Origin of the sequence: Janibacter endophyticus, assembly GCF_016888335.1 — a bacterium.
GTDB classification, from domain to species: Bacteria; Actinomycetota; Actinomycetes; order Actinomycetales; family Dermatophilaceae; genus Marihabitans; species Marihabitans endophyticum.
On record NZ_JAFEJG010000004.1, the window covers coordinates 2,608,511 to 2,632,104 of the forward strand.

At 72.3% G+C, this 23,594-nt stretch carries 19 protein-coding genes; 11 read left to right on the plus strand and 8 right to left on the minus strand.

The features are described 5' to 3' along the window. The first annotated feature begins 143 nt into the window (after positions 1 to 143). From JNO54_RS12530 to JNO54_RS12545, 4 genes are all read left to right on the plus strand, one after another. Positions 144 to 1,658 (plus strand): FG-GAP-like repeat-containing protein, encoded by a 1,515-nt coding sequence (locus tag JNO54_RS12530; protein WP_307818210.1) that lies wholly within the window; start codon positions 144 to 146, stop codon positions 1,656 to 1,658. A 53-nt stretch (positions 1,659 to 1,711) separates the two neighbouring features. Next, the gene (locus JNO54_RS12535) at positions 1,712 to 3,400 is read left to right on the plus strand and encodes a DUF885 domain-containing protein (protein WP_204144192.1); all 1,689 of its coding nucleotides are present in this window, start codon (positions 1,712 to 1,714) and stop codon (positions 3,398 to 3,400) included. 87 nt (positions 3,401 to 3,487) lie between these two features. After that, positions 3,488 to 4,327: a hypothetical protein gene (locus tag JNO54_RS12540; protein WP_204144193.1), complete on the plus strand. Its 840-nt coding sequence runs from the start codon at positions 3,488 to 3,490 to the stop codon at positions 4,325 to 4,327. 122 nt (positions 4,328 to 4,449) lie between these two features. Continuing rightward, a complete protein-coding gene (locus tag JNO54_RS12545) occupies positions 4,450 to 5,073 on the plus strand; it encodes a Maf family protein (RefSeq protein ID WP_233703245.1) in 624 nt (207 codons plus the stop codon). 50 nt (positions 5,074 to 5,123) lie between these two features. Here JNO54_RS12545 and JNO54_RS12550 read toward each other — a convergent pair whose 3' ends face one another. The 3 genes from JNO54_RS12550 to JNO54_RS12560 all read right to left on the minus strand — a co-directional run bounded on the left by JNO54_RS12550 (position 5,124) and on the right by JNO54_RS12560 (position 8,326). Further along, complete coding sequence (locus JNO54_RS12550) at positions 5,124 to 5,405, minus strand: beta/alpha barrel domain-containing protein (RefSeq protein ID WP_204144195.1); 282 nt, start codon at positions 5,403 to 5,405, stop codon at positions 5,124 to 5,126. 156 nt (positions 5,406 to 5,561) lie between these two features. After that, positions 5,562 to 7,133 (minus strand): acyl-CoA carboxylase subunit beta, encoded by a 1,572-nt coding sequence (locus JNO54_RS12555; RefSeq protein ID WP_204144196.1) that lies wholly within the window; start codon positions 7,131 to 7,133, stop codon positions 5,562 to 5,564. Further along, entirely contained in the window at positions 7,130 to 8,326 is a 1,197-nt protein-coding gene (locus tag JNO54_RS12560) for an acyl-CoA dehydrogenase family protein (RefSeq protein ID WP_204144197.1), read from the minus strand. The genes JNO54_RS12555 and JNO54_RS12560 overlap by 4 nt, the downstream gene beginning before the upstream one ends. A gap of 70 nt (positions 8,327 to 8,396) precedes the next feature. Between JNO54_RS12560 and JNO54_RS12565 the strand changes: the two genes are divergently transcribed. Beyond that, entirely contained in the window at positions 8,397 to 8,807 is a 411-nt protein-coding gene (locus JNO54_RS12565) for a MerR family transcriptional regulator (RefSeq protein WP_204144198.1), read from the plus strand. Positions 8,808 to 8,910: 103 nt separating this feature from the next. Here the strand turns inward: JNO54_RS12565 and JNO54_RS12570 are convergent, their stop codons facing one another. After that, positions 8,911 to 9,828: a PfkB family carbohydrate kinase gene (locus JNO54_RS12570; RefSeq protein WP_204144199.1), complete on the minus strand. Its 918-nt coding sequence runs from the start codon at positions 9,826 to 9,828 to the stop codon at positions 8,911 to 8,913. A gap of 30 nt (positions 9,829 to 9,858) precedes the next feature. Between JNO54_RS12570 and JNO54_RS12575 the strand changes: the two genes are divergently transcribed. Together JNO54_RS12575 and JNO54_RS12580 are read left to right on the plus strand one after the other, a co-directional pair. Then, on the plus strand, positions 9,859 to 10,758 hold the full coding sequence (locus JNO54_RS12575; RefSeq protein WP_204144200.1) for an AAA family ATPase: 900 nt from the start codon (positions 9,859 to 9,861) through the stop codon (positions 10,756 to 10,758). Further along, on the plus strand, positions 10,745 to 12,232 hold the full coding sequence (locus JNO54_RS12580; RefSeq protein ID WP_204144201.1) for a VWA domain-containing protein: 1,488 nt from the start codon (positions 10,745 to 10,747) through the stop codon (positions 12,230 to 12,232). The genes JNO54_RS12575 and JNO54_RS12580 overlap by 14 nt, the downstream gene beginning before the upstream one ends. 84 nt (positions 12,233 to 12,316) lie before the next feature. Here the strand turns inward: JNO54_RS12580 and JNO54_RS12585 are convergent, their stop codons facing one another. After that, positions 12,317 to 13,246, minus strand: coding sequence for a type IV toxin-antitoxin system AbiEi family antitoxin domain-containing protein (locus JNO54_RS12585; RefSeq protein WP_204144202.1), 930 nt, complete (start codon positions 13,244 to 13,246; stop codon positions 12,317 to 12,319). Between the two features lie 227 nt (positions 13,247 to 13,473). Here JNO54_RS12585 and JNO54_RS12590 point away from each other — a divergent pair, with 227 nt between their 5' ends. Both JNO54_RS12590 and JNO54_RS12595 read left to right on the plus strand, forming a co-directional pair. Continuing rightward, entirely contained in the window at positions 13,474 to 14,178 is a 705-nt protein-coding gene (locus JNO54_RS12590) for a response regulator transcription factor (protein WP_204144203.1), read from the plus strand. Then, positions 14,178 to 16,760, plus strand: coding sequence for a DUF4153 domain-containing protein (locus JNO54_RS12595; protein ID WP_204144204.1), 2,583 nt, complete (start codon positions 14,178 to 14,180; stop codon positions 16,758 to 16,760). Before JNO54_RS12590 ends, JNO54_RS12595 begins: the two co-directional genes overlap by 1 nt. A 66-nt stretch (positions 16,761 to 16,826) precedes the next feature. Here JNO54_RS12595 and JNO54_RS12600 read toward each other — a convergent pair whose 3' ends face one another. Then, on the minus strand, positions 16,827 to 17,693 hold the full coding sequence (locus tag JNO54_RS12600) for an aldo/keto reductase (protein ID WP_204144205.1): 867 nt from the start codon (positions 17,691 to 17,693) through the stop codon (positions 16,827 to 16,829). Positions 17,694 to 17,821: 128 nt separating this feature from the next. On the opposite strand from JNO54_RS12600, the gene JNO54_RS12605 reads away from it, so the two are divergent. Beyond that, on the plus strand, positions 17,822 to 19,591 hold the full coding sequence (locus JNO54_RS12605; RefSeq protein ID WP_204144206.1) for an acetyl/propionyl/methylcrotonyl-CoA carboxylase subunit alpha: 1,770 nt from the start codon (positions 17,822 to 17,824) through the stop codon (positions 19,589 to 19,591). An 11-nt stretch (positions 19,592 to 19,602) separates the two neighbouring features. Continuing rightward, positions 19,603 to 21,621, plus strand: coding sequence for an MFS transporter (locus JNO54_RS12610; protein ID WP_204144207.1), 2,019 nt, complete (start codon positions 19,603 to 19,605; stop codon positions 21,619 to 21,621). Here the strand turns inward: JNO54_RS12610 and JNO54_RS12615 are convergent. Together JNO54_RS12615 and JNO54_RS12620 are read right to left on the minus strand one after the other, a co-directional pair. Beyond that, positions 21,594 to 22,067, minus strand: coding sequence for an antitoxin (locus JNO54_RS12615; RefSeq protein ID WP_204144208.1), 474 nt, complete (start codon positions 22,065 to 22,067; stop codon positions 21,594 to 21,596). The genes JNO54_RS12610 and JNO54_RS12615 overlap by 28 nt on opposite strands. Positions 22,068 to 22,156: 89 nt before the next feature. Continuing rightward, a complete protein-coding gene (locus tag JNO54_RS12620; protein ID WP_204144209.1) occupies positions 22,157 to 23,566 on the minus strand; it encodes an NAD(P)H-quinone dehydrogenase in 1,410 nt (469 codons plus the stop codon). Positions 23,567 to 23,594: the final 28 nt, after the last annotated feature.

Below are 23,594 nucleotides of genomic sequence, written 5' to 3' on the forward strand. Positions count from 1 at the left end.
CGGGAGCACACTGGAGGCGAACGAAGGGGTGCGTCATGGAGACGCCGATTCGCTGTTCCAGGTCCCGCAGGTTCGCGCTGCACCGAGTGCGCCTCCTGCTGCTGGCACCGCTCCTCGCGGCTGCCCTCGTCGTGTCGCCGGTAGTGACCCCACCCGCTGACGCAGCCGTGCTCCTGGGCCACGACGTCTCCTGGCCGCAGTGCACGACCGCAGAGGGCGGCTACGGGCTGCCCATGCCACCGACAACGACGCAGTTCGTCATCATCGGCCTGACCAAGGGGCGGCCCCTGACGGAGAACCCGTGCCTGGCCAGGCAGGTCCGGTGGGTGCGCGACCGCGGCAAGCCCGCCCACGCCTACACCATGGCGGGGTACCCGACCTCGACCCAGCTGACGAGCACGGGCGACGACGGTCCCTGGTCGACGAGCACCAAGGCGGGTCGGCTCTCCAACGTCGGCTACGCCCAGGCCACCTTCGCGGCGGCCACCCTGAGCAAGGTCGGGTGGAGACCGGCCATGGTCTGGATCGACGTGGAACCGCGGCCGACGCAACCCTGGCCCTCCAGCACCCGGACGCAGCGCCTGGAGAACCGCTTCGTCATCGAGGGGCTCATGCGCGGGCTGCGCGACAAGGGGTTCAGCTACGGCCTCTACTCCTACGCGAGCGGCTGGGCGGAGATCACCGGCTCCTGGCGGCTCCCCGGCGTCCCCGTCTGGGCGACCGCGGGCAGGCTCGACTACCCCACGGAGGCTCTCGACCGCTGCACCCAGGCGAGCTTCTCGGGGGGCCGCGTCTACCTCTCCCAGTGGTACGACGACACCCGGGACTACGACCGCACCTGCGGGTCCTACGCGTTCACGCGGCTGCCGATGCCGCCATCGTCGTTGTCCAGCTCCACCGCAGACTTCAACGGCGACTGGAACAACGACGAGATCGCCCGACTGAGCTCGACGAACGAGCTGATGCTCCATGCCGGACGCGGTCAGGGCACCCTGCGACCCGGAGTGCGCATCGGGACAGGATGGCGCGGATTCAACATCCTCGAGACGGCCGGCGACCTCGACGGGGACGGGGCCCAGGACGTCGTCGCCCGAGAGTCCGCAACCGGGTACCTGTGGCTGTACCGCGGCAACGGCACCGGTGGGTGGCGCCCCCGGGTGCGGCTCGGGACCGGGTGGGGGAAGTTCAGCTCCATCATCGGCGTGGGGGACTTCGACGGCGATCAGCGCGCCGATCTCCTGGCGCGCGAGAGCGCCACGGGATACCTCTGGCTGTATCCGGGCAACGGAGCCTCCGGGTGGCGTCCCCGGGTCCGGGTGGCGACGGGATGGAACGGCTTCAACACCCTCGTGGCCCCGGGTGACTTCACCGGCGACGGTCGCGCCGACGTGCTCGCCCGGCAGAGGTCGACCGGGTACCTGTGGCTCTACCCGGGCAACGGGCAGGGCGGCTTCCAGGCTCGTGTCCGGGTGGGCACCGGATGGAGCTCGATGACGGCGATCATGAGCCCGGGCGACCTCAACGGTGACCGCACGGCAGACGTGCTCGCCCGAGACAGCAGCGGTCGGTTGTGGCTCTACCCGCGCACGGCCACGGGGACGTGGCGGACACGCGTGCTCGTCGCCACGGGCTGGGACAAGTACAACCGGCTCTTCTGAGGGGGTAGGCCGGTCGGGGTGCACGACGCAGGGCTGGGAGTAGGTTTCCAGTCGTGACCGAGCAGAGAGCCCCGCGCCGGCAGACCGAGATCGACCGGATCGCGGAGGCGTACCTCGACGCCTCCGTGGAGCTGAGCCCCATCGAGGCGACCTACCTCGGGGTCCCCGGCCGGGCCGACGCGCTCGACGACTTCTCCCCCGCCGGCCTCGCGGCCCAGAGCGACCTGCGCCGTCGCACCCTCGCCGAGCTCGACGGCGTGCCGGCGGCTGACGAGGTCGACCGGGTCACCGTCGAGGCCATGCGCGAGCGCCTTGGGCTCGCCGAGGAGATCCACACCGCGGGCCTGGACGCGATGGAGCTCAACAACATCGCCTCCCCCATGCAGGCGGTGCGCGACGTCCTCGACCTCATGCCGACGAGCACCGAGGACGACTGGGCGACGATCAGCCGGCGGATCGCGGCGATCCCGACCGCATTGCGCCAGTACGCAGAGTCCCTCGATCACGCTGCCGCCCGCGGCCTGGTCGCCTCCCGCCGTCAGGTCGACGTCTGCATCGACCAGGCCACGGAGCTCGCGGCCGACGACGCCTATCTCGCCACCCTCCCGGTCACGGCCCGGGTGGGCGGCGACGAGCCGGGCGACTCCCTTCGCTCCGACCTCCAGCGCGCGACCCGCGCCGCCCGCGACGCCTACCTCGCCCTCGCCGACGACCTCAGAGGTCTGCGAGAGCGCGCGCCCGATGAGCTCGGGTGCGGCCGGGAGCGCTACCAGCTGTACTCACGCCTCTTCCTCGGCAGCACGGTCGACCTCGAGGAGACCTACGCGTGGGGCCAGGAGGAGCTCGCCCGGATCACCGAGCAGATGGAGCGGACCGCTCAGCGGATCCGACCCGGCAGCACCGTCAAGGAGGCGATCGCCGCCCTCGACGAGGACCCGGCCTACCGCCTCGAAGGCACCGCTGCCCTCCGCGAGTGGATGCAGGGCAAGGCCGACGAGGCGGTCGACGCCCTCGCCGGCACCCACTTCGACATCCCCGACCCGGTGCGCACCATCGAGTGCCTCATCGCGCCGACCCAGACCGGCGGCATCTACTACACCGGCCCCAGCGACGACTTCGCCCGGCCGGGCCGCATGTGGTGGTCGGTGCCCAAGGGTGTGACGACCTTCGCGACGTGGCGCGAGCTGACCACCGTCTACCACGAGGGCGTCCCCGGGCATCACCTCCAGGTCGGCCAGACCGTCTACCGCCGTGACCTGCTCAACCGGTGGCGCCGGCTCGCCTCGTGGACGAGCGGGCACGGCGAGGGCTGGGCGCTCTACGCCGAGTGGCTCATGGCAGAGCTCGGGTACATGGATGACCCCGGTACGTACATGGGGCTGCTCGACGGGCAGTCGCTGCGCGCGGCCCGCGTCGTCCTCGACATCGGCGTGCACTGCGGCCTCGAGGCGCCGGCCGAGGTGGGGGGCGGGGCCTGGACGTACGACACGGCGTGGACCTTCCTCGACACCCACGCCAACCAGGGCACCGAGCAGCTGCGCTTCGAGCTCGACCGCTACCTCGGCTGGCCCGGGCAGGCGCCGAGCTACAAGATCGGCGAGCGCCTCTGGATGGAGCTCCGCACCGAGGCCGCCCGCCGCGAGGGCGACGCCTTCGACATCACGGCCTTCCACCGCCGGGCCCTCGACATCGGCGGCGTCGGCCTCGACACCCTCCGTCGGGCCGTCCTCGGGGCGCTCTGACCCGCAGAGGCGCCCGGACGGCACGACCCTGCTCACATTCCACGGAACGCTCCGCGTGAGCGACCGCCCATGCCTAGGCTCATGGGTATGAGCAGGCGGATCAGGGACGGCCTCGTCATCAGCCTCGTCGTCATGGGGACTGCAGCCTGCTCGCAGGGGGCGGACCCCGTATCGACAGCGACCCAGACGGTCATCGTCAGCGAGAGGACCGTCACCGCCACGCCGTCGCCCACCGCTCCGACGGAGAGCCCGAGCCCGCCGGCCACGACGACGGCACCCTCCGTACCGGCGGCCCGGACCATGCCGACCACCGCCGGCGACTATGCCGACGGCTTCGTCCGGGCGTGGGGCATCGGTGACCGGGGCACGGCCGAGCGGTACGCCACGAACGACACCGTCGCGAGCCTCTTCGCGGGGTGGCCCCGCGGCGGGAGCACCTGGAAGCGGACACGGTCCGACCCCCAGGACGCCCGGACCCAGGTCACGTACATGGACGCCGACCGCACCACGCTGTACGTGGTCCTCGACACCGCCACCATGGCCCGTGGCGCCGAGGACGCGATCGTCGGGACGACGATCGAGCACGACGTCGCAGCGGAGCCGGAGTCAGGGATGGACGGTATCGACGCGGACGACTACGCCGTCACGGGTCTGCCGACGACGGTCACAGGCTACGCAGACGCCTTCGTCCGTAGCTGGGGCGTGGGCGACCCGGTGGCGGGACAGTACCTGCGCGAGTGGGTCGTCGAGGGCCTCTACGGAGGAGGGAACGGGATCGGCGGGCCGAGCTGGGCGCGGACGGCCTCCACCTCCACCACGGCGACCTACACCAACAGCGGCGACGGGTCCACGATGGTCATCACACTCGACCCCGACCGGGTGGCTGCCGGTCGCGGTGACGCCATCATCGCGATCGACCTCCGCTGACGACGAAGGGGGGTCAGCCGGCCCACCCATCGTCCTGCCGTCCGGGTCGCACCCCTTCGTCCCTACCGGAGCGCACGTCAGCCATGGGTTGCCGGCAACAGGTGCCCAGTAGCGTGGACGCGATGCACCTCGTCCTCGCCTCCGCCTCCCCCGCCCGCCGCGCGCTGCTCGAGCGGGCCGGCGTCACACCGCTCGTGCGGGCCAGCGACGTCGACGAGGCGGCCGTCGAGACGGCGGCTCGCGCGGCCGACCCTGACCTCAGCCCGGCCGGCCTCGTCGTCGCGCTCGCCCGGGCGAAGGGGGAGCACGTCGCCTCGTCGTACCCAGGGTCGTCCCAGGGCACGCTCGTCCTCGCCTGCGACAGCGTGCTCGAGATCGGCGGAGAGGTCGTCGGCAAGCCACACACTGCGGAGGTCGCCGTCGCCCGATGGCGGGCGATGCGCGGCGGGGCGGGCACGCTGCACACGGGCCACTGGCTGCACGACCTGCGCACCGGGTGCAGCGTGACCGCGGCGGCGTCGACGCAGCTGCGCTTCGCCGACCTCTCGGACGACGAGATCGAGCACTACGTCGCGACCGGCGAGCCGCTCCACGTCGCCGGCGCCTTCACGATCGACGGGCTGGGATCCCCCTTCGTCGAGGTGGTGGCCGGCGACGCCGGCACCGTCATCGGGCTCTGCCTGCCCCTCCTGCGGCGAATGACCCTCGAGCTCGGCGTCGGGTGGTTCGACCTCGTCGACCCCTGACACCCCCTGAGAAGGTCGCACGAGCCAAGGCTCGTGCCACCCGAGGGCGGTCAGCCGCCGACCCGACCGACCCCCGCCCAGCTGCTGCGGGCAAGGTCGAGCGCGCTGACGTAGCCGCTGCGCGCCCGGCCGCCCGCGTCGACGTCCACGGGCACGGCGAGCAGGCCGCGAAGGTCGGAGAGCTCGAGCGCCCCCTTCGCCGACATCCACGCCCTCGTCCCCTCGAGCAGCTCGTCGACGACGTGGAGCCCCTCCTCGAGCAGCGCGGAGGCCGTCATGACGACGTCGGCCCCGGCCAGCAGAGCCTTGACGACGTCGTCGGCGCTCCACACCCCCGTCGTCAGCCGCGCGGGCCTGACCGACGTGGGCGATCGGCGGTTCAGCGGCGCCGCATCGTCCGCACGAGCCAGGGCTCGTGCGAGAGGTCACGCCCGCGAGCGGACGCACGAGCCAAGGCTCGTGCGAGGGCCGTGCTCGCGAGGAGTGGGTCAGACCGGCGGGATCGCCCGGCGCTTCTCGGCGAAGTGGCGCTCCCGCCCCTTCGCGTGGGCCAGGCGCGCCTGGATCTCGCGCCGCAGCTCCTCCGGCTCGACGATCGCGTCGATGACGAGGTCCGCGGCGAGCCGCTCGAGGTCGACGTCCTCCTCGTACTCGACCCGACGGGCCGCGACGAAGGCGTCGCGCGCCTCCACCCCTTCGGCCTGCTCGATCGCGGCGATCTTGTTGGCATACACCGCATTGACCGCGGCCTCGGGCCCCATGACCGCGATCCGGGCCGTGGGCAGGGCGATCGTCGCGTCGGGCGCGAAACCCGGCCCGCCCATCGCGTAGAGGCCGGCGCCGTAGGCCTTGCGGACGACGACGCAGACCTGCGGGACCGTCGCCGAGGCGACGGCCGAGACCATCTTCGCGCCGTGGCGGATGATGCCGCCGCGCTCGACCTCGCTGCCGATCATGAAGCCGGGCACGTCGGCGAGATAGATGAGCGGGATCGAGTAGGCGTCGCACAGCCAGATGAAGCGGGCCGCCTTGTCGGCGCTGTCGGTGAAGAGCACGCCGCCCTTGGCCATCGAGTTGTTCGCGACGATGCCGACGGTCTCGCCGCCCATCCGACCGAGACCGACGACGAGCTCGGGGGCGAAGAGCGGCTTGACCTCGAAGAACGAGTCGTCGTCGACGAGCCCGTCGATGACCTCGTGGATGTCGAAGGGCTGGCTCTCGACCTCGGGGATCACGCTCGCGGTGAGCGGCTCGGCGGGGTCCTCCGGCTGGTAGCTCGGCAGCTCGGAGCGCCAGCTCGTCGGGAGGTAGCTGAACCACAGCCGAGCCGTCTCGATCGCCTCGGCGTCATCCTGGACGAGGATGTCGCCGACGCCCGAGACGGTGCAGTGCATGCGGGCCCCGCCCATCTCCTCGAGCGAGACCCGCTCCCCCACGACCATCTCGGCCATGCGCGGGCTGCCGAGGTACATCGAGGCGTTGCCCTCGACCATGATCACGAGGTCGGTGAAGCTCGGGATGTAGGCGCCGCCGGCCGCGCTCGGGCCGAAGAGGCAGCACACCTGCGGGACCTTGCCGGAGAGCGCGACCTGGTTGTGGAAGATGTGGCCCGCGCCGCGGCGGCCGGGGAACATCTCGACCTGGTCGGTGATCCGCGCGCCTGCCGAGTCGACGAACCAGAAGACGGGGACCTCCTCGCGCAGCGCGGTCTCGGTGGCGCGGACGATCTTCTCGACCGTGCGGGCGCCCCACGAGCCGGCCTTGACCGTCGGGTCGTTGGCGATGACGATGACGGGCCGGCCGTCGACGAGACCGCGTCCGGTGATGACCCCGTCCGCCGGGAGCCCGGGGGCCAGCGCGTTGGCGTAGCGGCCGTCCTCGACGAAGCTCCCCTCGTCGACGAGCAGCGCGATCCGGTCCCGGACGTAGAGCTTGTTCTGCGCGGCGAGCTTGGCGGCGGCCTTCTCCGGCGGGCGCTCGGAGGCGGCGTGGGCGGCTGCGAGACGGCTGCGGACGTCGGCGACCTTCGGGTCGCCCTGGTAGGACGGACGGGGGGTCATGACGGCAGCCCGAGGTGGCGGGCGATGACCATGCGCTGGACCTCGGAGGTGCCCTCGCCGATCTCGAGGATCTTGGCGTCGCGGTAGAAGCGGGCGACGGGGTACTCCTCCATGAAGCCGTTGCCACCGAAGACCTGGGTGGCGATGCGGGTGGCGGAGACGGCGGCCTCGGAGGTGTAGAGCTTGGCGATCGAGGCGGCCTGCTTCACCTCGGCGACGCTGCGGCGACCGCGGTCGTGCTCGTCCTTGAGCCAGGCGGCCTTGTAGGTGAGCACCCGCGAGGTCTCGGCCATGACGGCGAGGTCGGCGACCTGGAAGGAGATCCCCTGGTTGGCGCCGATGGGCCGGCCGAAGGCCTGGCGGGTCTGCGCGTACTCGGTGGAGAGCTCGAGCATCCGCTGGGTGAGCCCGGTCGCGAGCGCGCTGATCGCGATGCGTCCGTCGTCGAGGGTCTTGAGGAACTGGCGGAAGCCGTTGCCCTGCTCGCCGAGAAGGTTGCTCGCGGGGACGCGGCAGTCCTCGAAGGTCAGGCCGTGGGTGTCCGAGATGTTCCACCCGAGCTTGTCGTAGGGCGCTTCGACGGTGAAACCCGGTGTGCCCGAAGGGATCATGATCGCGCTGATCTCTTGGCGCCCGCCCTCGAGCTCGCCGGTGCGGGCGGTGACGGTGACGACCGAGGTGATGTCGGTACCCGAGTTGGTGATGAAGGCCTTGGCGCCGTTGACGACCCACTCGTCGCCGTCGCGGACGGCCCGGGTGCGGGTGCCACCGGCGTCGGAGCCGGCGTCCGGCTCGGTGAGGCCGAAGCCCGCAAGGGCGCGGCCGGCGACGAGGTCGGGCAGGTAGGCCTGCTTCTGCTCGTCGGTGCCGAAGGAGAGGATCGGGTTGATGCCCAGGCCGACACCGGCGGAGAGCGTGATGCCGATCGACTGGTCGACACGACCGAGCTCCTCGATCGCAACGCACAGGGCGGTGAAGTCGCTCTGGACCATGCCCCCGTCGGTCTCGGCGCTGCCGCCGTACTCCTCGGGGACGACGAGGCCGAAGAAGCCGAGATCACCCATCCGCGGGACGAGCTCGGTGGGGAAGTGGTGGTCCTTGTCCCACTGCGCGACGTGCGGCTCGACCTCGCGCTCGGCGAAGTCGCGCACCATCGCGCGGAAGTCCTCATGGTCCTGGCTCAGCTCGAACATCGTCGTCCTTCGTCGGTCGCCGGTTGGGCAGTGCTTGACGTTGACGTCAACGTAAAGCACAGTGGCGCGCATGACAAGCGCGAAGGGGGGCGGCCGGCCGGGTGACGAGGTCACCTGGACCATCGCGGAAATGGCCGAGGACTTCGGCATCACCCACCGGACGATCCGCCACTACGAGGAGCTCGGGCTCCTCTCCCCGGAGCGGGTCGGGACGCGGCGGGTCTACCGCCGGCGCGACCGGGTGCGGCTCGAGCTCGTGCTGCGCGGCAAGCGGCTCGGGTTCTCGCTCGACGAGAGCGCGCACCTCATCAACCTCTACGAGGGCGACCGCGGCCACCGGCGCCAGCTCCAGGAGGCGCTCGGCACGATCGAGGAGCGACGCGCCGACCTCCGGTCCCGGCTCGCCGACATCGAGGCCGCCCTGCGCGAGCTCGACCGGTGGGAGGCCGACTGCCGCGCCGACCTCGACGCCCTCCCCTGAGCCCGGACCCGCCCCCACCCCCTTCCTTCGCACGAGCCAAGGCTCGTACCAGGCCGCGCGCCCTCTCCTCTTCGCACGAGCCTTGGCTCGTGCGAAGAGACGGTCAGCGGAGGTAGTGGTCGATCTCGGCGACGGTCGGGGCAGCGTCGGGACCGCGACGAGTCACCTTGATCGCCCCGGCCGCGTTGGCGCGACGGCAGGCCTCGACCCAGCCGGTCCCCTTCGCCCACTCGGCGGCGAGCACACCGGTGTGGGTGTCACCCGCCCCGTTGGTGTCGATCGCCTTCTCCGGGAAACCCTCGACGACCACGGCTTCCTCCCCCGGGACCGCGAGCGCACACCCCTTCGCGCCGTCGCGGATGATGCTGACCGCCCCCGGAGGCAGGTAGGCGAGCGACGCAGCCGCCGCAGCGATCATGTCGCTCTCGCCGGTGAGGTCCTCGCCCTCCTCCATGTTGGAGGTCCAGACGTCGGTGAGGGTGAGCATGCGTTCCTGAACCCGCTCGTCGAGCTCGGCGAAGATCGCCCCCGGGTCGAGGACCACGACGACCTCCGGGTCGAGCGACCCCAGCCAGGTGAGAAGTGGGTCGCGGGTGCGGCCGATGAGGCTGTACCCGCTGACACAGACGAGATCCCCGGCGACCGGCGCCGAGGTCGCGAGGGACTCGACGGTGATCTCACGCTCCGCCATCTGGGTCGTGACGAAGGTTCGCTCCGCGCTCGCCTCCAGCAGGACCACACAGATCCCGGTGTCCTGGCCCGTCGTCATCGGCGCCGACAGGCTGACCCCCTCGGCAGCGAGCGCGGAGCGCACGAGGTCCCCGTTCGGGCCCTCGCCGTGGGCGCCTGCGTGGACGCACTCGGCACCCGAGCGCGCCCCTGCGAGAAGGATGTTCACGGCGCCGGCCGCATATCGGTCATGGCCGGTCGCCATGACGTTGGCGCCGCGTCGCGGCAGTGTCGGCACCTCGACGACGACGTCGACGAGGGCCTGTGCGGTATGGATCACCCGGCTCGGCATGGGCGGGAGCCTACGTGCACACTGGAGGGCATGCCGCAGCGATTCTCCTCCGTCGAGCACGCCCAGACCGCCCTGGCGGATGCCGGCTACATCGCCTCGGAGGCCATCGCCACGACCGTCTTCCTCGCCGACGCCCTCGGCAAGCCGCTCCTCGTGGAGGGCCCGGCCGGTGTCGGCAAGACCGAGCTGAGCAAGGCCGTGGCCACCGCCACCAGGGCCGAGCTCATCCGGTTGCAGTGCTACGAAGGGGTCGACGAGGCCCGCGCCCTCTACGAGTGGAACCACGCCAAGCAGCTGCTCCGCATCACCGCGGCCGGCGCTCACCACACCCCTGCGGGAGAGGACGAGGCGGACTGGGGCAACGTCAAGGCGGACATCTTCACCGACGAGTTCCTCCTCGACCGGCCGCTGCTCAAGGCGGTCCGCTCCGAGGTCCCGACCGTCCTGCTCATCGACGAGCTCGACAAGGCCGACGTCGAGATCGAGGGACTGCTGCTCGAGATCCTCTCGGACTTCGCGGTCACGGTGCCCGAGCTCGGGACGATCGAGGCGAGGCACATCCCCTTCGTCGTGCTGACCTCCAACGCGACCCGGGAGCTCTCCGAGGCGCTGCGGCGCCGCTGCCTCTACCTGCACATCGACTACCCCGAGGCCGAGCTGGAGCAGCGGATCGTCTCGCTGAAGGTTCCTGACCTCGACGCGACGCTCTCGGAGTCGGTGGTGCGCCTTGTCGGTGCCCTGCGCGAGATGCGCTTGCGCAAGTCGCCCTCGGTCGCCGAGACGATCGACTGGGCCCGCACACTCATCGCGCTCGGCGGCGACCACCTCGACCCCGAGCTCGTCCGCGCCAGCCTCGGGGTGCTCCTCAAGCACCAGGAGGACATCGACCTCGCGACCGAGAAGCTCGACCTCACCCGTGCCCTCGCCTGAGGCCCCGACGACGGCCGCGCTCACCGCGCGGGTCGTCGACCTGTCGCGGGCGCTGCGGCGGCACGGCGTCAACGTCGGGCCGTCCGAGACGGTCGACGCGGCGTCGGCCTGTGCGGCGCTCGGGGTCAGCGACCGGGAGCGGCTGCGCGCCGGGATCGCCGCCTCGATGATGCGTCGCGAGGGCGACCGGGCGGTCTTCGACCAGCTCTTCGACATCTACTTCCCGGCCGGGGTCGGCGACCGGACCGGGGTCGGTGAGGTGGAGGCGACGCACGATCCGGTCGAGGCGCGGGCCGCGGCCGAGCGGCTCCGCGACGACCTCGCGACCGCGCTGGCGACCAACGACGAGCGTGAGCTCGACCGGCTCGCGGCCCGGGCCGTCGCCGAGCTCGGCGCCCTGAGCAACGACTCCTCGATGGGCGGCTTCTCCGCCAACCAGACCCTCGACCGCCTGGGCCCGCAGACGACGATCGCGGCCGCGCTGCAGCGCGCGCGGGACGCCGGGGACGTCATGTCCGGATCGGGCGAAGGGAGCGGAGGCAGCGGGTCCGGTGCCGGCGGCGCCCACGGCCAGGGCTCGCCGTGGCGGCCCGAGCAGCTGAGCGACCGTTTCGACCGCGACGAGATGAGGAGCCGGGTCGCGGCCTTCCGGCGGCGGGTCGAGCGTGAGGCGACGCGGCGCAACACCGAGGCCCGAGGCACCGAGCGGATCAGCCGGTACGGCGTGCGGGACCCCTTGGAGCGCAAGGACTTCCTGCTCACCGGTAAGACCGAGGGGGCCGATCTGCAGGCCGCGATCCGTCCCCTCGCCCGCAAGCTCGCCGCGCGGCTCTCCGCCCGGCAGCGGCGGCAGTCGCGCGGCACCGTCGACATCCGCCGCACCCTGCGCCGGGCGATGTCGACCGGTGGTGTGCCGATGAGCCCGGCCTACAAGCACCGGCACCGCTCACGCGCCGACATCGTGCTGATCTGCGACATGTCCGGGTCGGTGGCGGGCTTCTCCCGCTTCACGATGCTGCTGCTCCAGGCGCTGGCCGGGCAGTTCCGTCGGGTGCGCTTCTTCGGCTTCGTCAACATCTGCGACGACATCACCGACATCGTCACCGGGTCGAGCGTCGGCGAGGACATCAGCAGCCAGGTCGCGCAGCGGGCGAGCCTGTCGCGCTGGCACGGGAGCAGCGACTACGGCAGCGCGCTCACCGACTTCGTCGACCGGTGGCTCGGCGCGGTCGGGCCGCGGAGCACGGTGATCGTCCTCGGCGATGCCCGGACCAACGGCACCGAGCCGCACGTCGACGCGCTGCGGACCATCGCCGCCCAGGCCCGCCACGTCGCCTGGCTCAACCCCGAGCCCCACGCGAGCTGGGACACGGGTGACTCCGTCGCCGGCCGCTACGCGCAGGTCGTCGACATGCACGAGTGCCGCAACATCGACCAGCTCCGCCGATTCGTCGCCCGAGCCCTCCCCGTCTGACCCGCCCCTCCCCCTTCGCACGAGCCAAGGCTCCTGCCGCTCCCCCAGCCCCTCCCCCTTCGCACGAGCCAAGGCCCCTACCCATCACGCGGCACGTCGCGAGGCCGCCACCGCGTCCTGGACTCGCCGGTGCAATCCGACAGGGTCATCGAGGTCCTCGGATACAACCCGGACGAACTCCCAGCCCATCCCCTCGAGCGCGATCTGTCGCGCCTCGAGCTTTTCCCTCGCTCTCGGCAGCTTCATCTTGTCCCTGCCGTCGTACTCGATCGCGACGCGCTCCCCCTTGACCCGAAGGTCGAGGCGGCGCTTCCTGCCAGAGGCGAGCGTGACCTCCCACTGCGGGATGAGCTCCCACCCGAGGCGGCCAAGCTCCCAGTGCGTCAACGTCTCACCCGCTGACTCATGTCGATGATCGAGCAGCTGCAGGACGTCTCGGGCCCGGGCGATCCCTACCGAACCGCGTGCCGCAGCCAGCGCGGCGTCGATCTGCTGCGTGGTGCACCGCTTCGAGTGCAGCGCTCCGTCGCCGGCGACCAGCGCCGCAACTGGGTTGTTCGTCAGGGCGGTACCAACGATCGCGCTCGGGATGTCGACGGCCCGCGCGCTCTGCCCGAGCATCGGGATGGTCACCGGCACGTTGGGCAGGCCGGTCTCCCTCCGGACGCGGACGCCCTGTCGGATCACTCCGTGTCCATCGCTCACCCTGGCCAGCTCGACGGTGCTGAGGTCCGCCCGGGCAAGGGGGAGGTCGTGCAGGAGCACCGCCGAGTGCCCAGCCGCGACCGGCCCGGAGTGCATGCGAAGCGCAGCAGCCGTCCGCAGCACGTGGAGCTCGGACGGTTCAGCCGCAACCATGGTCGAGTACCACCCACGGTCAAGACGGAGGATGAGGCCACGTCGCACGAGGATGGTGAGATCCTTCGCCGAGATCCCCCAGGCGCGCGCCTCTTCGGCGCTGAAGAGCGGGACATCGGCGATGCCCTTGGCGGCCTTCCGCAGGGTTGGTTCCATGAAGCGATCTTGGCGGCTCCGGTCCCCGCCTCCGGCAAGTTATCCACAGCCAGCTTACGAGCCTTGGCTCGTGCGAAGGGGGGAGGCCTGTCGGCCCGGTACGAGCCTTGGCTCGTGCGAAGGGGGGAGGCCTGTCGGCCTGGTACGAGCCTTGGCTCGTGCGATCTCCAGGGGATCTCCAGATCGTCCTCCCGCGGACTCCACGAGGTGCTCCCTAGCCTGAGCGCATGGCCACTCCCCCGCCCCGGCGCGTGCTCGTCGTCGAGGACGACCCCACGATCAACCAGGCGCTCACCGACCGCCTGCTCGCCCTCGGCTACGCCGTGGAGCGGGCGAGCGACGGGCCGGGCGCGGTGGCGACCTTCGAGCGGACGGAGCCGGACATCGTCCTGCTCGACCTCATGCTCCCCGGCTTCGACGGGCTCGAGGTCATGCGGCGGATCCAGCCGATCCGCCCCACCCCGGTCCTCATGCTCACCGCCCGCGATGAGGAGGCCGACATCGTCCTCGGCCTCGGCGTCGGCGCGGACGACTACCTCACCAAGCCCTTCCGCATGCGTGAGGTCGTCGCGCGCATCGAGGCGCTGCTGCGCCGGGTCGACCGGGCCCGCGAGCTCGCATCGACCAGCACCCCCGCGCTCACCCACGACGGGCTGGTCCTCGACCCCCGCACCCGCCGCTGCACCGTCGAGGGCGTCGACGTCCACCTCACGCCGACCGAGTTCGACCTGCTCGCGCTCCTCGCCGCCGACCCCGGCAGCGTCGTGCGCCGCGAGCGCATCGTCGAGGACCTCTGGGGCTGGGACGAGACCCTCGGCAGCCGCACCCTCGACAGCCACGTCAAGGCCGTCCGCGCCAAGGTCGGCGCCCACCGGGTCCGGACCGTCCACGGCGTCGGCTACGCCCTCGCCGAGAGCGAAGGGGGATCCTGATGGACCGCAGCGAACCTCTCGCCGGCATCGGGTCGATCCGCACCCGGCTGGCTGTCCTCGTCGGCGTCAGCGTCGTCGTCGCCGCCCTCGTCGGCGCGCTCGGCACCGACGTCGGGGCCCCGCTCTGGCTGACGATCCCGGCGACGATCGGCCTGGCCCTGCTCATCACCCGGTGGCTCGCCAGCGGCATGACGACACCGCTGCGCCAGATGACCGCCGCCGCGTCGCGCATGGCCGGCGGGGACTACGACGTCCGGATCGCCACGACCAGCAGCGACGAGATCGCTTCTCTCGCACGGGCCTTCGAGCGGATGGCGGGCGACCTGGCAACCGCCGACGAGCACCGTCGCCGTCTCGTGGCCACCGTCGCCCACGAGCTGCGGACGCCGCTGACCGCCCAGCGCGCCCTGCTCGAGAACCTCGTCGACGGCGTCATCGCCCCCGACGACGCGGCGCTGCAGCAGGCGCTCCACCAGTCCGAGCGCCTCAGCGGTCTCGTCACCGATCTGCTCGACCTCTCCCGCGACGACGGCCGCGGCGCCCCGGTCCGGCCGGCGCAGGTCCGCGTCCGCGACCTGCTCGACCGTGCCGTCGGCGAGGCCGATCTCCAGGGTCGCCAGGTCACCGTCACCGCGCGTGTCGAGCCGCAGGACCTCACCGTCACCGCCGACCCGGGCCGCCTCCACCAGGTGCTCGCCAACCTCGTCGACAACGCGCTGCGGCACTCCCCCGGCGGCGGGACGGTCGAGCTCGTCGCCGAGCGCACCGACGCGCACCGGTGGCAGCTCACCGTCGCTGACGAGGGGCCCGGCCTCTCCCCCGAGCGGGCCGACCGGCTCTTCTCCCGCTTCGGTGCCGGCGCCTCCGGGGACGGCGGCGGCGGCACCGGCCTCGGTCTGGCCATCGCCGGCTGGGTCGCCGGGATGCACCACGGCACGATCACCGCCCTCCCCCAGGACGACGGCACGGCCGGCGCCCGCCTGCGGATGACCCTGCCGGTCGATCCCCCCTTCGCCAGGCCTTCCCGCACCACCCTCCAGCACCAGGAGCCCACCGTGACCACCCCTTCGCCGCCCGCCCCGACGACGCCGACGGCGCCCCCACCGACCCCGTCGACAGCCCTCGCCCGCCCGCTCACGACGATCCGCGGCTGGTGGCCCGAGCACGACGACCGTCCCCAGCCTCGCGCCCTCGGCGCCGCCCTCGGTGTCGGCCTGCTCGCCGCGCTGCTCCTCCCGGAGCACACCCCGGGTCTCGGCCTGCTCGTCGTCCTCGTCGCCGGCGGCCTGTCCCTCTGGGCGGCCTCGCCCCGCCGCACCCATGCCCTGTCCTTCGTCACCGCCGCCCTGGCGATCCCGCTCGCCCTGACGACCATCCTCCGGGCCGACTTCGGCTACGCCGTCCCGGCGCTCATGACCGCGGCCCTCCTCACCGTCCTCGCCTGCACCGGCGCCCGCTCGCTCACGGGCATCGCCGCGAGCGCCCTCGCCTGGCCCGCGTCGGCCCTGCGCGGGCTGCCGCTGCTCGACCGCACCCTGCGCGCGATGACCCGCGGCGGCCAGCTCGCCTCGACGCTGCGCATGGGCGCCGTCTCCCTCGTGCTGCTCCTCGTCTTCGGCGGGCTCCTCGCGAGCAGCGACGCCGTCCTCGGCTCGTGGGTCGACGCGGTGGTCCCCGACATCGGCGACGCGACCGTCTTCCGCGTCTTCACCTTCGTCTTCTTCGCCGGGGTGACCCTCGCGGGCCTCTACCTCGCGATCAACCCGCCGGCGGTCGAGCACCTCGAGCTCTCGGACCACGTGAGCCACCGCGTCCCCGCCCGCGAGTGGCAGGTGCCGCTCCTCGTCGTCGTCGGGGTCTTCGTCGCGTGGCTCGTCGCGCAGGCGGCCTCGCTCCTCGGCGGGCACGACTACGTGCTGCGCACGACCGGCGTCACCTACGCGGAGTCGGCGCGCCAGGGCTTCGGACAGCTCGTCGTCGTCACCGTGCTGACCCTCGCGCTCGTCACCGGCGTCCGCACGTACGGCCTCGCGCAGACCCGCCGTGACGAGCGACTGCGTACCAGCCTGCTCGCGGCGCTGTGCGTCCTCGCCCTGCTCGTCGTCGGCTCCGCCCTGCGCCGCATGGCCCTCTACCAGCAGGCCTACGGGTGGACCGAGGCCCGCGTCGTCGGCACGGTCGGCGAGCTGTGGCTCGGCCTCGTGGTGCTCGCCGTCCTCACCTCGCTCTTCACCGGGTGGCGTCGGCTCGGGCGCGTCGTGGTCCTCACCGGGGCGGCCGCTGTGCTCGTCCTCACCGTCGGCAACACCTCGGCCTTCGTCGCCGAGCGCAACATCGCCCGCTACGAGGCGACCGGCAAGATCGACATCGGCTATCTCGGCAGCGTCGGGCCAGACGCCGCGCCGACGATCCACGCCAGCTCGCTGCCCGCGGCCGCCAAGGAGTGCGCCCTCGCCGGCCGGCACGACCACGACGACGCGCTCCTCGCGTGGAACCTCGGCCGCGAACGCGCCCACGAGGTCTACCGCCAGTACCCGGCGGCCCCGCGCAGCCTCGAGTGCTCGGGGACCCGCTGGGAGTAGCCCGCCCAGGACGAAGGGGGGATGCCGGGTCGGCCGGCATCCCCCCTTCGCGCTGGGTCGGGTGGGTCAGTCCGTGCGGGCGCCGTTGTCGAAGGTGGCCGGGTCGGGGCCGACGCGGCCGTCGGGGCCGCGGTCGAGCTTCTCGATGGCCTTGAGGTCGTCGTCGTCGAGGGTGAGGTCCTTCGCCGCGAAGTTCTCCGCGATGCGCGTGGGGGTGACCGACTTCGGGATGACGACGTTCCCGATGGCGAGGTGCCAGGCGATGACGACCTGCGCGGGGGTCGCGTCGTGCTTGCGGGCGATCTCGCCGATGACCTCGTCGTCGAGGACGGTGCCGCTCTGGCCGCCGATCGGGCTCCACGCCTGCGTCGCGATGTTGTGCTCGTCGTGGAACTCGCGGAGCTCGCGCTGCTGCATGTAGGGGTGCAGCTCGACCTGGTTGATGGCGGGCATGATCCCGACCATGTCGTAGGTGCGCTGCAGCTGGTCAACGCCGAAGTTGCACACGCCCACCGCCTTGGTCAGGCCCTCCTCGCGGACCTCGAGCATCGAGCGCCAGGTCTCCACGTAGCGGTCGGCCGACGGGACGGGCCAGTGGATGAGGTAGAGGTCGAGCTGCTGGAGGCCGAGGCGCTCGAGAGAGGCGCGAAGGGCGGTCCGCACCCGGTCGACGTCGCCGTGGTCGTCGTTCCACAGCTTGGTCGTGACGAAGATGTCCTCGCGCGGGTAGGGCGCGTGGGCCAGCGCCGCGCCCACGCCCTCCTCGTTGCCGTAGATCCGGGCAGTGTCGAGGTGGCGGTAGCCGGCCCCGAGGGCGTTGGCGACCGCCGCCTCGACGTCGTCCGCCGGGACCTGGAAGACACCGAAGCCGAGCTGCGGGATCTCCACGCCGCCGGACGACCGGTCAAGAGTCACGTTCTGCACGTCAGCCATGTCCCCGACCCTACGACCTGCAGTCCCTCCAGGCCGCTCGGCGCAGACCCCGACCTGTGGCCAGACCCACGCCCGCCGGACGCGGACGCCCGCTGAAGCCGACTCCTTCGCCCGCTAGGCTCCGGAGCATGGCCATCAGCAAAGTCCTCATCGCCAACCGTGGCGAGATCGCCGTCCGTATCGCCCGCGCCTGCAAGGACCACGGCATCGGCTCCGTCGCCGTCTACGCCGACCCCGACCGCGAGGCCCTGCACGTCAAGGTCGCCGACGAGGCGTACGCCCTCGGCGGCAGCACGCCCGGCGACTCGTACCTGATGCAGGACAAGCTGATCGAGGTCGCCCAGGAGACGGGCGCCGACGCCGTCCACCCCGGCTACGGCTTCCTCGCCGAGAACGCCGACTTCGCGCAGAAGGTCATCGATGCCGGCCTCGTGTGGATCGGTCCCGGCCCCGAGGCCATCGACGCCCTCGGTGACAAGGCCAAGGCCAAGCACATCGCCGTCAAGGCGGATGCCCCCCTCGCGCCGGGGACGAAGGACCCGGTCAAGGACGCCGACGAGATCGTCGCCCTGGCGCAGGAGTACGGTCTGCCGATCGCCATCAAGGCGGTCTACGGCGGCGGCGGTCGCGGCCTCAAGGTCGCCCACACGCTGGAGGAGATCCCCGAGCTCTTCGACTCGGCCGTCCGCGAGGCTGTCACCGCCTTCGGGCGCGGCGAGTGCCTCGTCGAGAAGTTCCTCGACAGCCCGCGCCATGTCGAGACCCAGTGCCTCGCCGACCAGCACGGCAACGTCGTCGTCGTCTCGACCCGTGACTGCTCGCTGCAGCGCCGCAACCAGAAGCTCGTCGAGGAGGCACCGGCCCCCTTCCTCACCGAGGAGCAGCACGACGAGCTCGTCCGCGCCTCGAAGGCCATCCTCAAGGAGGCCGGCTACGTGGGCGCCGGCACCTGCGAGTACCTCGTCGCGAAGGACGGCACGATCTCCTTCCTCGAGGTCAACACCCGCCTCCAGGTCGAGCACCCCGTCACCGAGGAGGTCACCGGCATCGACCTCGTCCGCGAGCAGTTCCGGATCGCCGACGGCGAGGCGCTCTCGTTCGACGACCCGGTCCCGCACGCGCACTCCTTCGAGTTCCGGATCAACGGCGAGGACGCCGGGCGCGGCTTCATGCCGGCTCCCGGCACCGTGTCGACGATGAAGGTCCCCTCGGGGCCCGGCGTGCGCTGGGACGCCGGCATCGTGGAGGGCGACACCGTCGCGGGGGCGTTCGACTCGATGATCGCCAAGCTCATCGTCACCGGCCGGACGCGCGCGGAGGCGCTCGAGCGCTCGCGCCGCGTCCTCGACGAGATCGTCGTCGACGGCATGCCGACGGTCATCCCCTTCCACCAGAAGATCGTCAACGACCCGGCGTTCGCCCCGGCGGACCCGGACGCGCCCTTCACGGTCCACACCCGCTGGATCGAGACCGAGATGACCAACGACATCGAGGCCTACTCCGGTGACGTCGCCGAGGGCGACGAGGCCGGCGAGCGTCAGAAGATCACCGTCGAGGTCGGCGGCAAGCGTCTCGACGTCGTCCTGCCCGCCGGGATCGCCCTGGGCGGCGGCGGCACGGCCAAGAAGAAGGCCCCGAAGCGCAGTGCCGGCAAGGGTGGCGGCACCGCCGCGTCCGGCGACTCCCTCACCGCGCCCATGCAGGGCACGATCGTCAAGGTCGCCGTCGAGGAGGGCCAGGAGGTCGCCGAGGGTGACCTCGTCCTCGTGCTCGAGGCGATGAAGATGGAGCAGCCGCTCAACGCGCACAAGGCCGGCGTGATCACCGGTCTGTCCGCCGAGCAGGGCGCGACCGTGAGCAACGGTGCCGTCCTCTGCGAGATCAAGGACGCCGAGTAGGGTCCATCCTCATGAGCGACGATCAGGCCCGGGGCGCACGCCCCGGGCCTGATCCCTCTGCCGGGGGGACCCGGGCCTGGCTGATCATCTCGGTCCTCGCGCTGTGCGGCACGATCGTCTCGCTGCAGCAGACGATGCTGCTCCCCCTCCTGCCCGAGCTGCCGCAGCTCGTCGGCACCTCCGTCGGGGGCGCGTCGTGGATGGTCACCGCGACCCTGCTCGCCGGGGCGGTCGCCACCCCGGTCGTCTCGCGGATGGCCGACATGTACGGCAAGCGCCGCGTCATGCTGCTCATGCTCGTGGTCGTCGCGACGGGCAGCCTCGTCGGCGGCGTCTCCGACACCCTGCCGCTGCTCATCCTCGCGCGCCTGCTCCAGGGCTCCGGCATGGCGATCGTGCCCATCGGCATCGCGATGATGCGCGACGAGCTGCCGAGCGACAAGGTGCCGCTGGCCGTCGCGATCATGAGCGCCACCCTGGCCATCGGCGCAGGGGTCGGGCTCCCGATGGGCGGCCTGCTCGCCGAGCACCTCGACTGGCATGCGATCTTCTGGCTGCCGGGCGTGCTCGCCGTCGGCATGGCCGCCGCCGTCCGGCTCGTCGTGCGTGAGTCCCCGATGCGGACCGCGGGTACCTTCGACGTCCTCGGGGCGGTCCTGCTGAGCATCGCCCTCACCCTGCTGCTCGTCGCGGTCTCGCAGGGGACCCAGTGGGGCTGGGCCGACCTGCGGACCGTCGCCGCCGTCTCCACGGGCATCGCGATCCTGCTCGTGTGGGTGCCGCTGGAGCGTCGCGTCCCCAACCCGCTCGTCGACCTGCGCACCGCGATGGACCCGCCGGTCCTGCTCGCCAACGTCGTCTCGCTGCTCATGGGCTTCGGCATGTTCGTCAACATGCTCGTCACGACGCAGCAGCTGCAGGCCCCGGTGGAGACCGGCTACGGGCTGGGCCAGGGGCTGATGGAGAGCGGCCTGTGGATGGCGCCGGGGGCGATCGCCTTCGGCTTCATGGCACCGGTCTCGGCGGCCATCACGCGGCGCTGGGGCACACCGACAGCGCTGGTCGCCGGCGGCCTGATCATGGCGGGCACCTACGCCGCCCGCGTCTTCCTCAGCGACAACCTCGCCCAGGTGGTGCTCGGCTCGATCGTCGTCTCGGTCGGCACGGCGGTGGCCTACTCCGCGCTGCCGACGCTCATCATGCAGGTCGTCCCGGCGACCGAGTCGGCCGCGGCCAACGGGCTCAACACGCTGCTGCGCTCCGCGGGCACCTCGGTCGGCAGCGCGCTCGTGACGGCGGTCTTTGCGGCGAGCACAGTGCGTCTCGGCGAGCAGCTGGCTCCGTCACCGCAGGCCCTCACCGCCGCCTTCTGGCTCGCCACCGGCGCCGCGCTCCTCGCGGTCGTGGCCGCGCTCCCGCTGACCCGCATCCCGCGCCTCTCGCCGGCGCGGGCGGTCCCGATGCAGACCCTCGAGCAGGTGGCGAAGGGCGAGGTGCGCAGCGCGGACGGGCGACCGGTGCCTCACGCGGTCGTCACCGTCATCGGGGCGATGGGCGAGCACGTCGACTGGGGCCGGACCGACAGCACCGGGACCTACTCGGTCGGTCTGGCGGGCCCGGGCAACTACCTCTTTGTCGTCTCGGCACCAGGGTGGGGCCCGGCCGCGGTGCGATCTGAGGTCGGGGCGGAGCAGCGAGCCCCGGTGGTCATCCTGGGGCAGCCGGTTGTCGTCTCGGGCCAGGTGCTGCTCGCCGACGGGTCGAGGAGGGAGGACGTCTCGGTCGTCCTCACCCGGACCGAGGGCGGGGCCGCCGGCCTGACCCGGACGGACTCGCTCGGCCTCTACGCGATCCCGCTCGTGGGCGTCGGCCAGTACGTCCTCACCGCGGTCGACCGGACGACCAACGACGTGGCCACCGCTGCGCTGTCGGCCGACGGCCGGGCTCAGCGGGTCGATCTGCGGCTCGCGCCCTCGCCCACGGCGCGGACGAAGGTCCCCGATCAGCTGGGCAGCCTGCCCTCACCCTGAGGCGCCTCCGCGGGGCGCGTCTGCGGGTCGGCGTCCGGTGCGGGCACGGGGTCCGGTGACGGCCCGGGGGCCGGCGCGGGCGAAGGGGCAGGGGTCGTCTCGGGCTCGGGGGTCGGCTGGCCGGGGGTCTCCTGCGGTGCACCGCCAGGCGTCTCCCCCGGGGTCGCGGGGCCGTCCGGGTCCTGCGGCTGCGGGTCTTGCGGCGCGGGCGCCGGGCTCGGCGCGGGGGTCTCGTCGGCCGAGCTGTCCTCCGGCAGGCCGAGCTGCTTCTCCACGAAGTCCCCGCCCGCCTCGATCACCGAGTCGAAGCGACCGCTGGTGCGCCGGCTGATGGCGTCCTCGACCGTGTCGATGGCGCTGCGGGCGTGCTCGGGGTTGTCTCGCGCCATGTCACGCGCCGTGTCGGCGATCTCGCCGCCGCTGATCCGCTGCGGGTCGTTGCTCATGCCGGGTCCTCCTCGCTCGCGCCGGGCCGTGCACCCGGCTCGTTGATGCTAGGCGAGCAAGCGGCCCGGCAGGACGGGGGCGAAGGGGGTCAGACGTCGCCCTCGGTGGGGTGGAGCCTGCGGGCCGCCTCGGCGAGGGTGCCGGTGAGGGAGGGGTAGACGGTGAAGGTCGAGGCGACCTGGTCGACGCTCAGCCTGTTCTGCACCGCGAGCGCGACGGGGAAGATCAGCTCGGAGGCCCGCGGCGCGACGACGACTCCGCCGAGCACCGTGCCGACCCCGCGCGAGGCGAAGAGCTTGACGAAGCCCTCCTGGATGCCGAGCATCTTGGCCCGCGGGTTGCGGGCCAGCGGCATCGTCACGGCCTCGACGTCCTCGGCCTCGGCAGCCTGGGCGGCGGTCATGCCGACGGTGGCGATCTCGGGGTCGGTGAAGACGTTGGCGCTCACGGCACCGAGGCGCAGGGGCGCCACGGCGTCGCCGAGGGCGTGCGACATGGCGATCCGTCCCTGCATCGCCGCCACCGAGGCGAGCGCGAAGACGCCGGTGCAGTCGCCGGCGGCGTAGACGCCACGGACGGAGGTCCGGGAGACCCGGTCGACGACGATGTGCCCGGACTCGCTGAGCTCGACACCGGCCTCCTCGAGACCGAGGTCGGAGGTCTGCGGGACGGCACCGACGGCGATGAGGACGTGGCTGCCCTCCACCTCGCGCCCGTCGGTGAGCCGGACGACCACGCCCTCGCCCCGACGCTGCGCGGACTCCATCCGGGAGCGGTTGAGCACCTCCATGCCGCGGCGGCGGAAGACGTCCTCGATGACGGCGGCGGCGTCCTGGTCCTCGCCGGGTAGGACGAGGTCGCGGGACGAGACGAGGGTGACCCGGGTGCCGAGCCCGAGGAAGCCCTGCGCGAGCTCGGCGCCGGTGACACCGGAGCCGACGACGACGAGGTGCTCGGGGATGTCGGTGAGGCCGTAGATCTGCTGCCAGGTGAGGATCCGCTCGCCGTCGGGCTGCGCGGTCGGCAGGACCCGAGGGGTGGCGCCTGTGGCGACGAGGACGACATCGGCCTGCAGGGTCTCCTCGCCCCCTTCGCCCGTCGTGACGACGGTCCCGGGGCCGGAGAGCCGACCCGTCCCCTGGATCACCCGGACGCCGACCTCGGCGAGCCGGGCACCGATGTCCTCGGACTGGGCGGCGGCGAGCTCGAGGACCCGCTGGTTGACCTCGGCGAGCCGCGCGACGACGTCGGTGACGGCGTCACCCTCACGGTCCTCGAGGTGCACGCCGAGCTCGGCCGCGGTCTCGAACTCCGACATGTAGTCGGCCGTCGCGATGAGCGTCTTGCTCGGCACGCAGTCGGTGAGGACCGCAGCGCCGCCGAGCCCGTCCCGGTCGACGACGGTGACCTGGGCGCCGAGGTGGGCGGCGACGAGCGCCGCCTCGTACCCGCCGGGGCCGCCGCCGATGATCACCACTGAGCTCTCGTGCGTACTCACGCTCCTATCCAACCACCTGCGGCGCGAC

Excerpts from the sequence above, each read along its gene's own strand:
- JNO54_RS12605 (WP_204144206.1), top strand. The coding sequence starts at position 17,822 with ATGGCCATCAGCAAAGTCCTCATCGCCAACCGTGGCGAGATCGCCGTC.
- JNO54_RS12540 (WP_204144193.1), top strand. The coding sequence starts at position 3,488 with ATGAGCAGGCGGATCAGGGACGGCCTCGTCATCAGCCTCGTCGTCATG.
- JNO54_RS12570 (WP_204144199.1), bottom strand. The coding sequence starts at position 9,828 with ATGCCGAGCCGGGTGATCCATACCGCACAGGCCCTCGTCGACGTCGTC.
- JNO54_RS12560 (WP_204144197.1), bottom strand. The coding sequence starts at position 8,326 with ATGTTCGAGCTGAGCCAGGACCATGAGGACTTCCGCGCGATGGTGCGC.
- JNO54_RS12585 (WP_204144202.1), bottom strand. The coding sequence starts at position 13,246 with ATGGAACCAACCCTGCGGAAGGCCGCCAAGGGCATCGCCGATGTCCCG.
- JNO54_RS12595 (WP_204144204.1), top strand. The coding sequence starts at position 14,178 with ATGGACCGCAGCGAACCTCTCGCCGGCATCGGGTCGATCCGCACCCGG.
- JNO54_RS12545 (WP_233703245.1), top strand. The coding sequence starts at position 4,450 with ATGCACCTCGTCCTCGCCTCCGCCTCCCCCGCCCGCCGCGCGCTGCTC.
- JNO54_RS12610 (WP_204144207.1), top strand. The coding sequence starts at position 19,603 with ATGAGCGACGATCAGGCCCGGGGCGCACGCCCCGGGCCTGATCCCTCT.
- JNO54_RS12615 (WP_204144208.1), bottom strand. The coding sequence starts at position 22,067 with ATGAGCAACGACCCGCAGCGGATCAGCGGCGGCGAGATCGCCGACACG.
- JNO54_RS12575 (WP_204144200.1), top strand. The coding sequence starts at position 9,859 with ATGCCGCAGCGATTCTCCTCCGTCGAGCACGCCCAGACCGCCCTGGCG.
- JNO54_RS12555 (WP_204144196.1), bottom strand. The coding sequence starts at position 7,133 with ATGACCCCCCGTCCGTCCTACCAGGGCGACCCGAAGGTCGCCGACGTC.
- JNO54_RS12600 (WP_204144205.1), bottom strand. The coding sequence starts at position 17,693 with ATGGCTGACGTGCAGAACGTGACTCTTGACCGGTCGTCCGGCGGCGTG.
- JNO54_RS12590 (WP_204144203.1), top strand. The coding sequence starts at position 13,474 with ATGGCCACTCCCCCGCCCCGGCGCGTGCTCGTCGTCGAGGACGACCCC.
- JNO54_RS12565 (WP_204144198.1), top strand. The coding sequence starts at position 8,397 with ATGACAAGCGCGAAGGGGGGCGGCCGGCCGGGTGACGAGGTCACCTGG.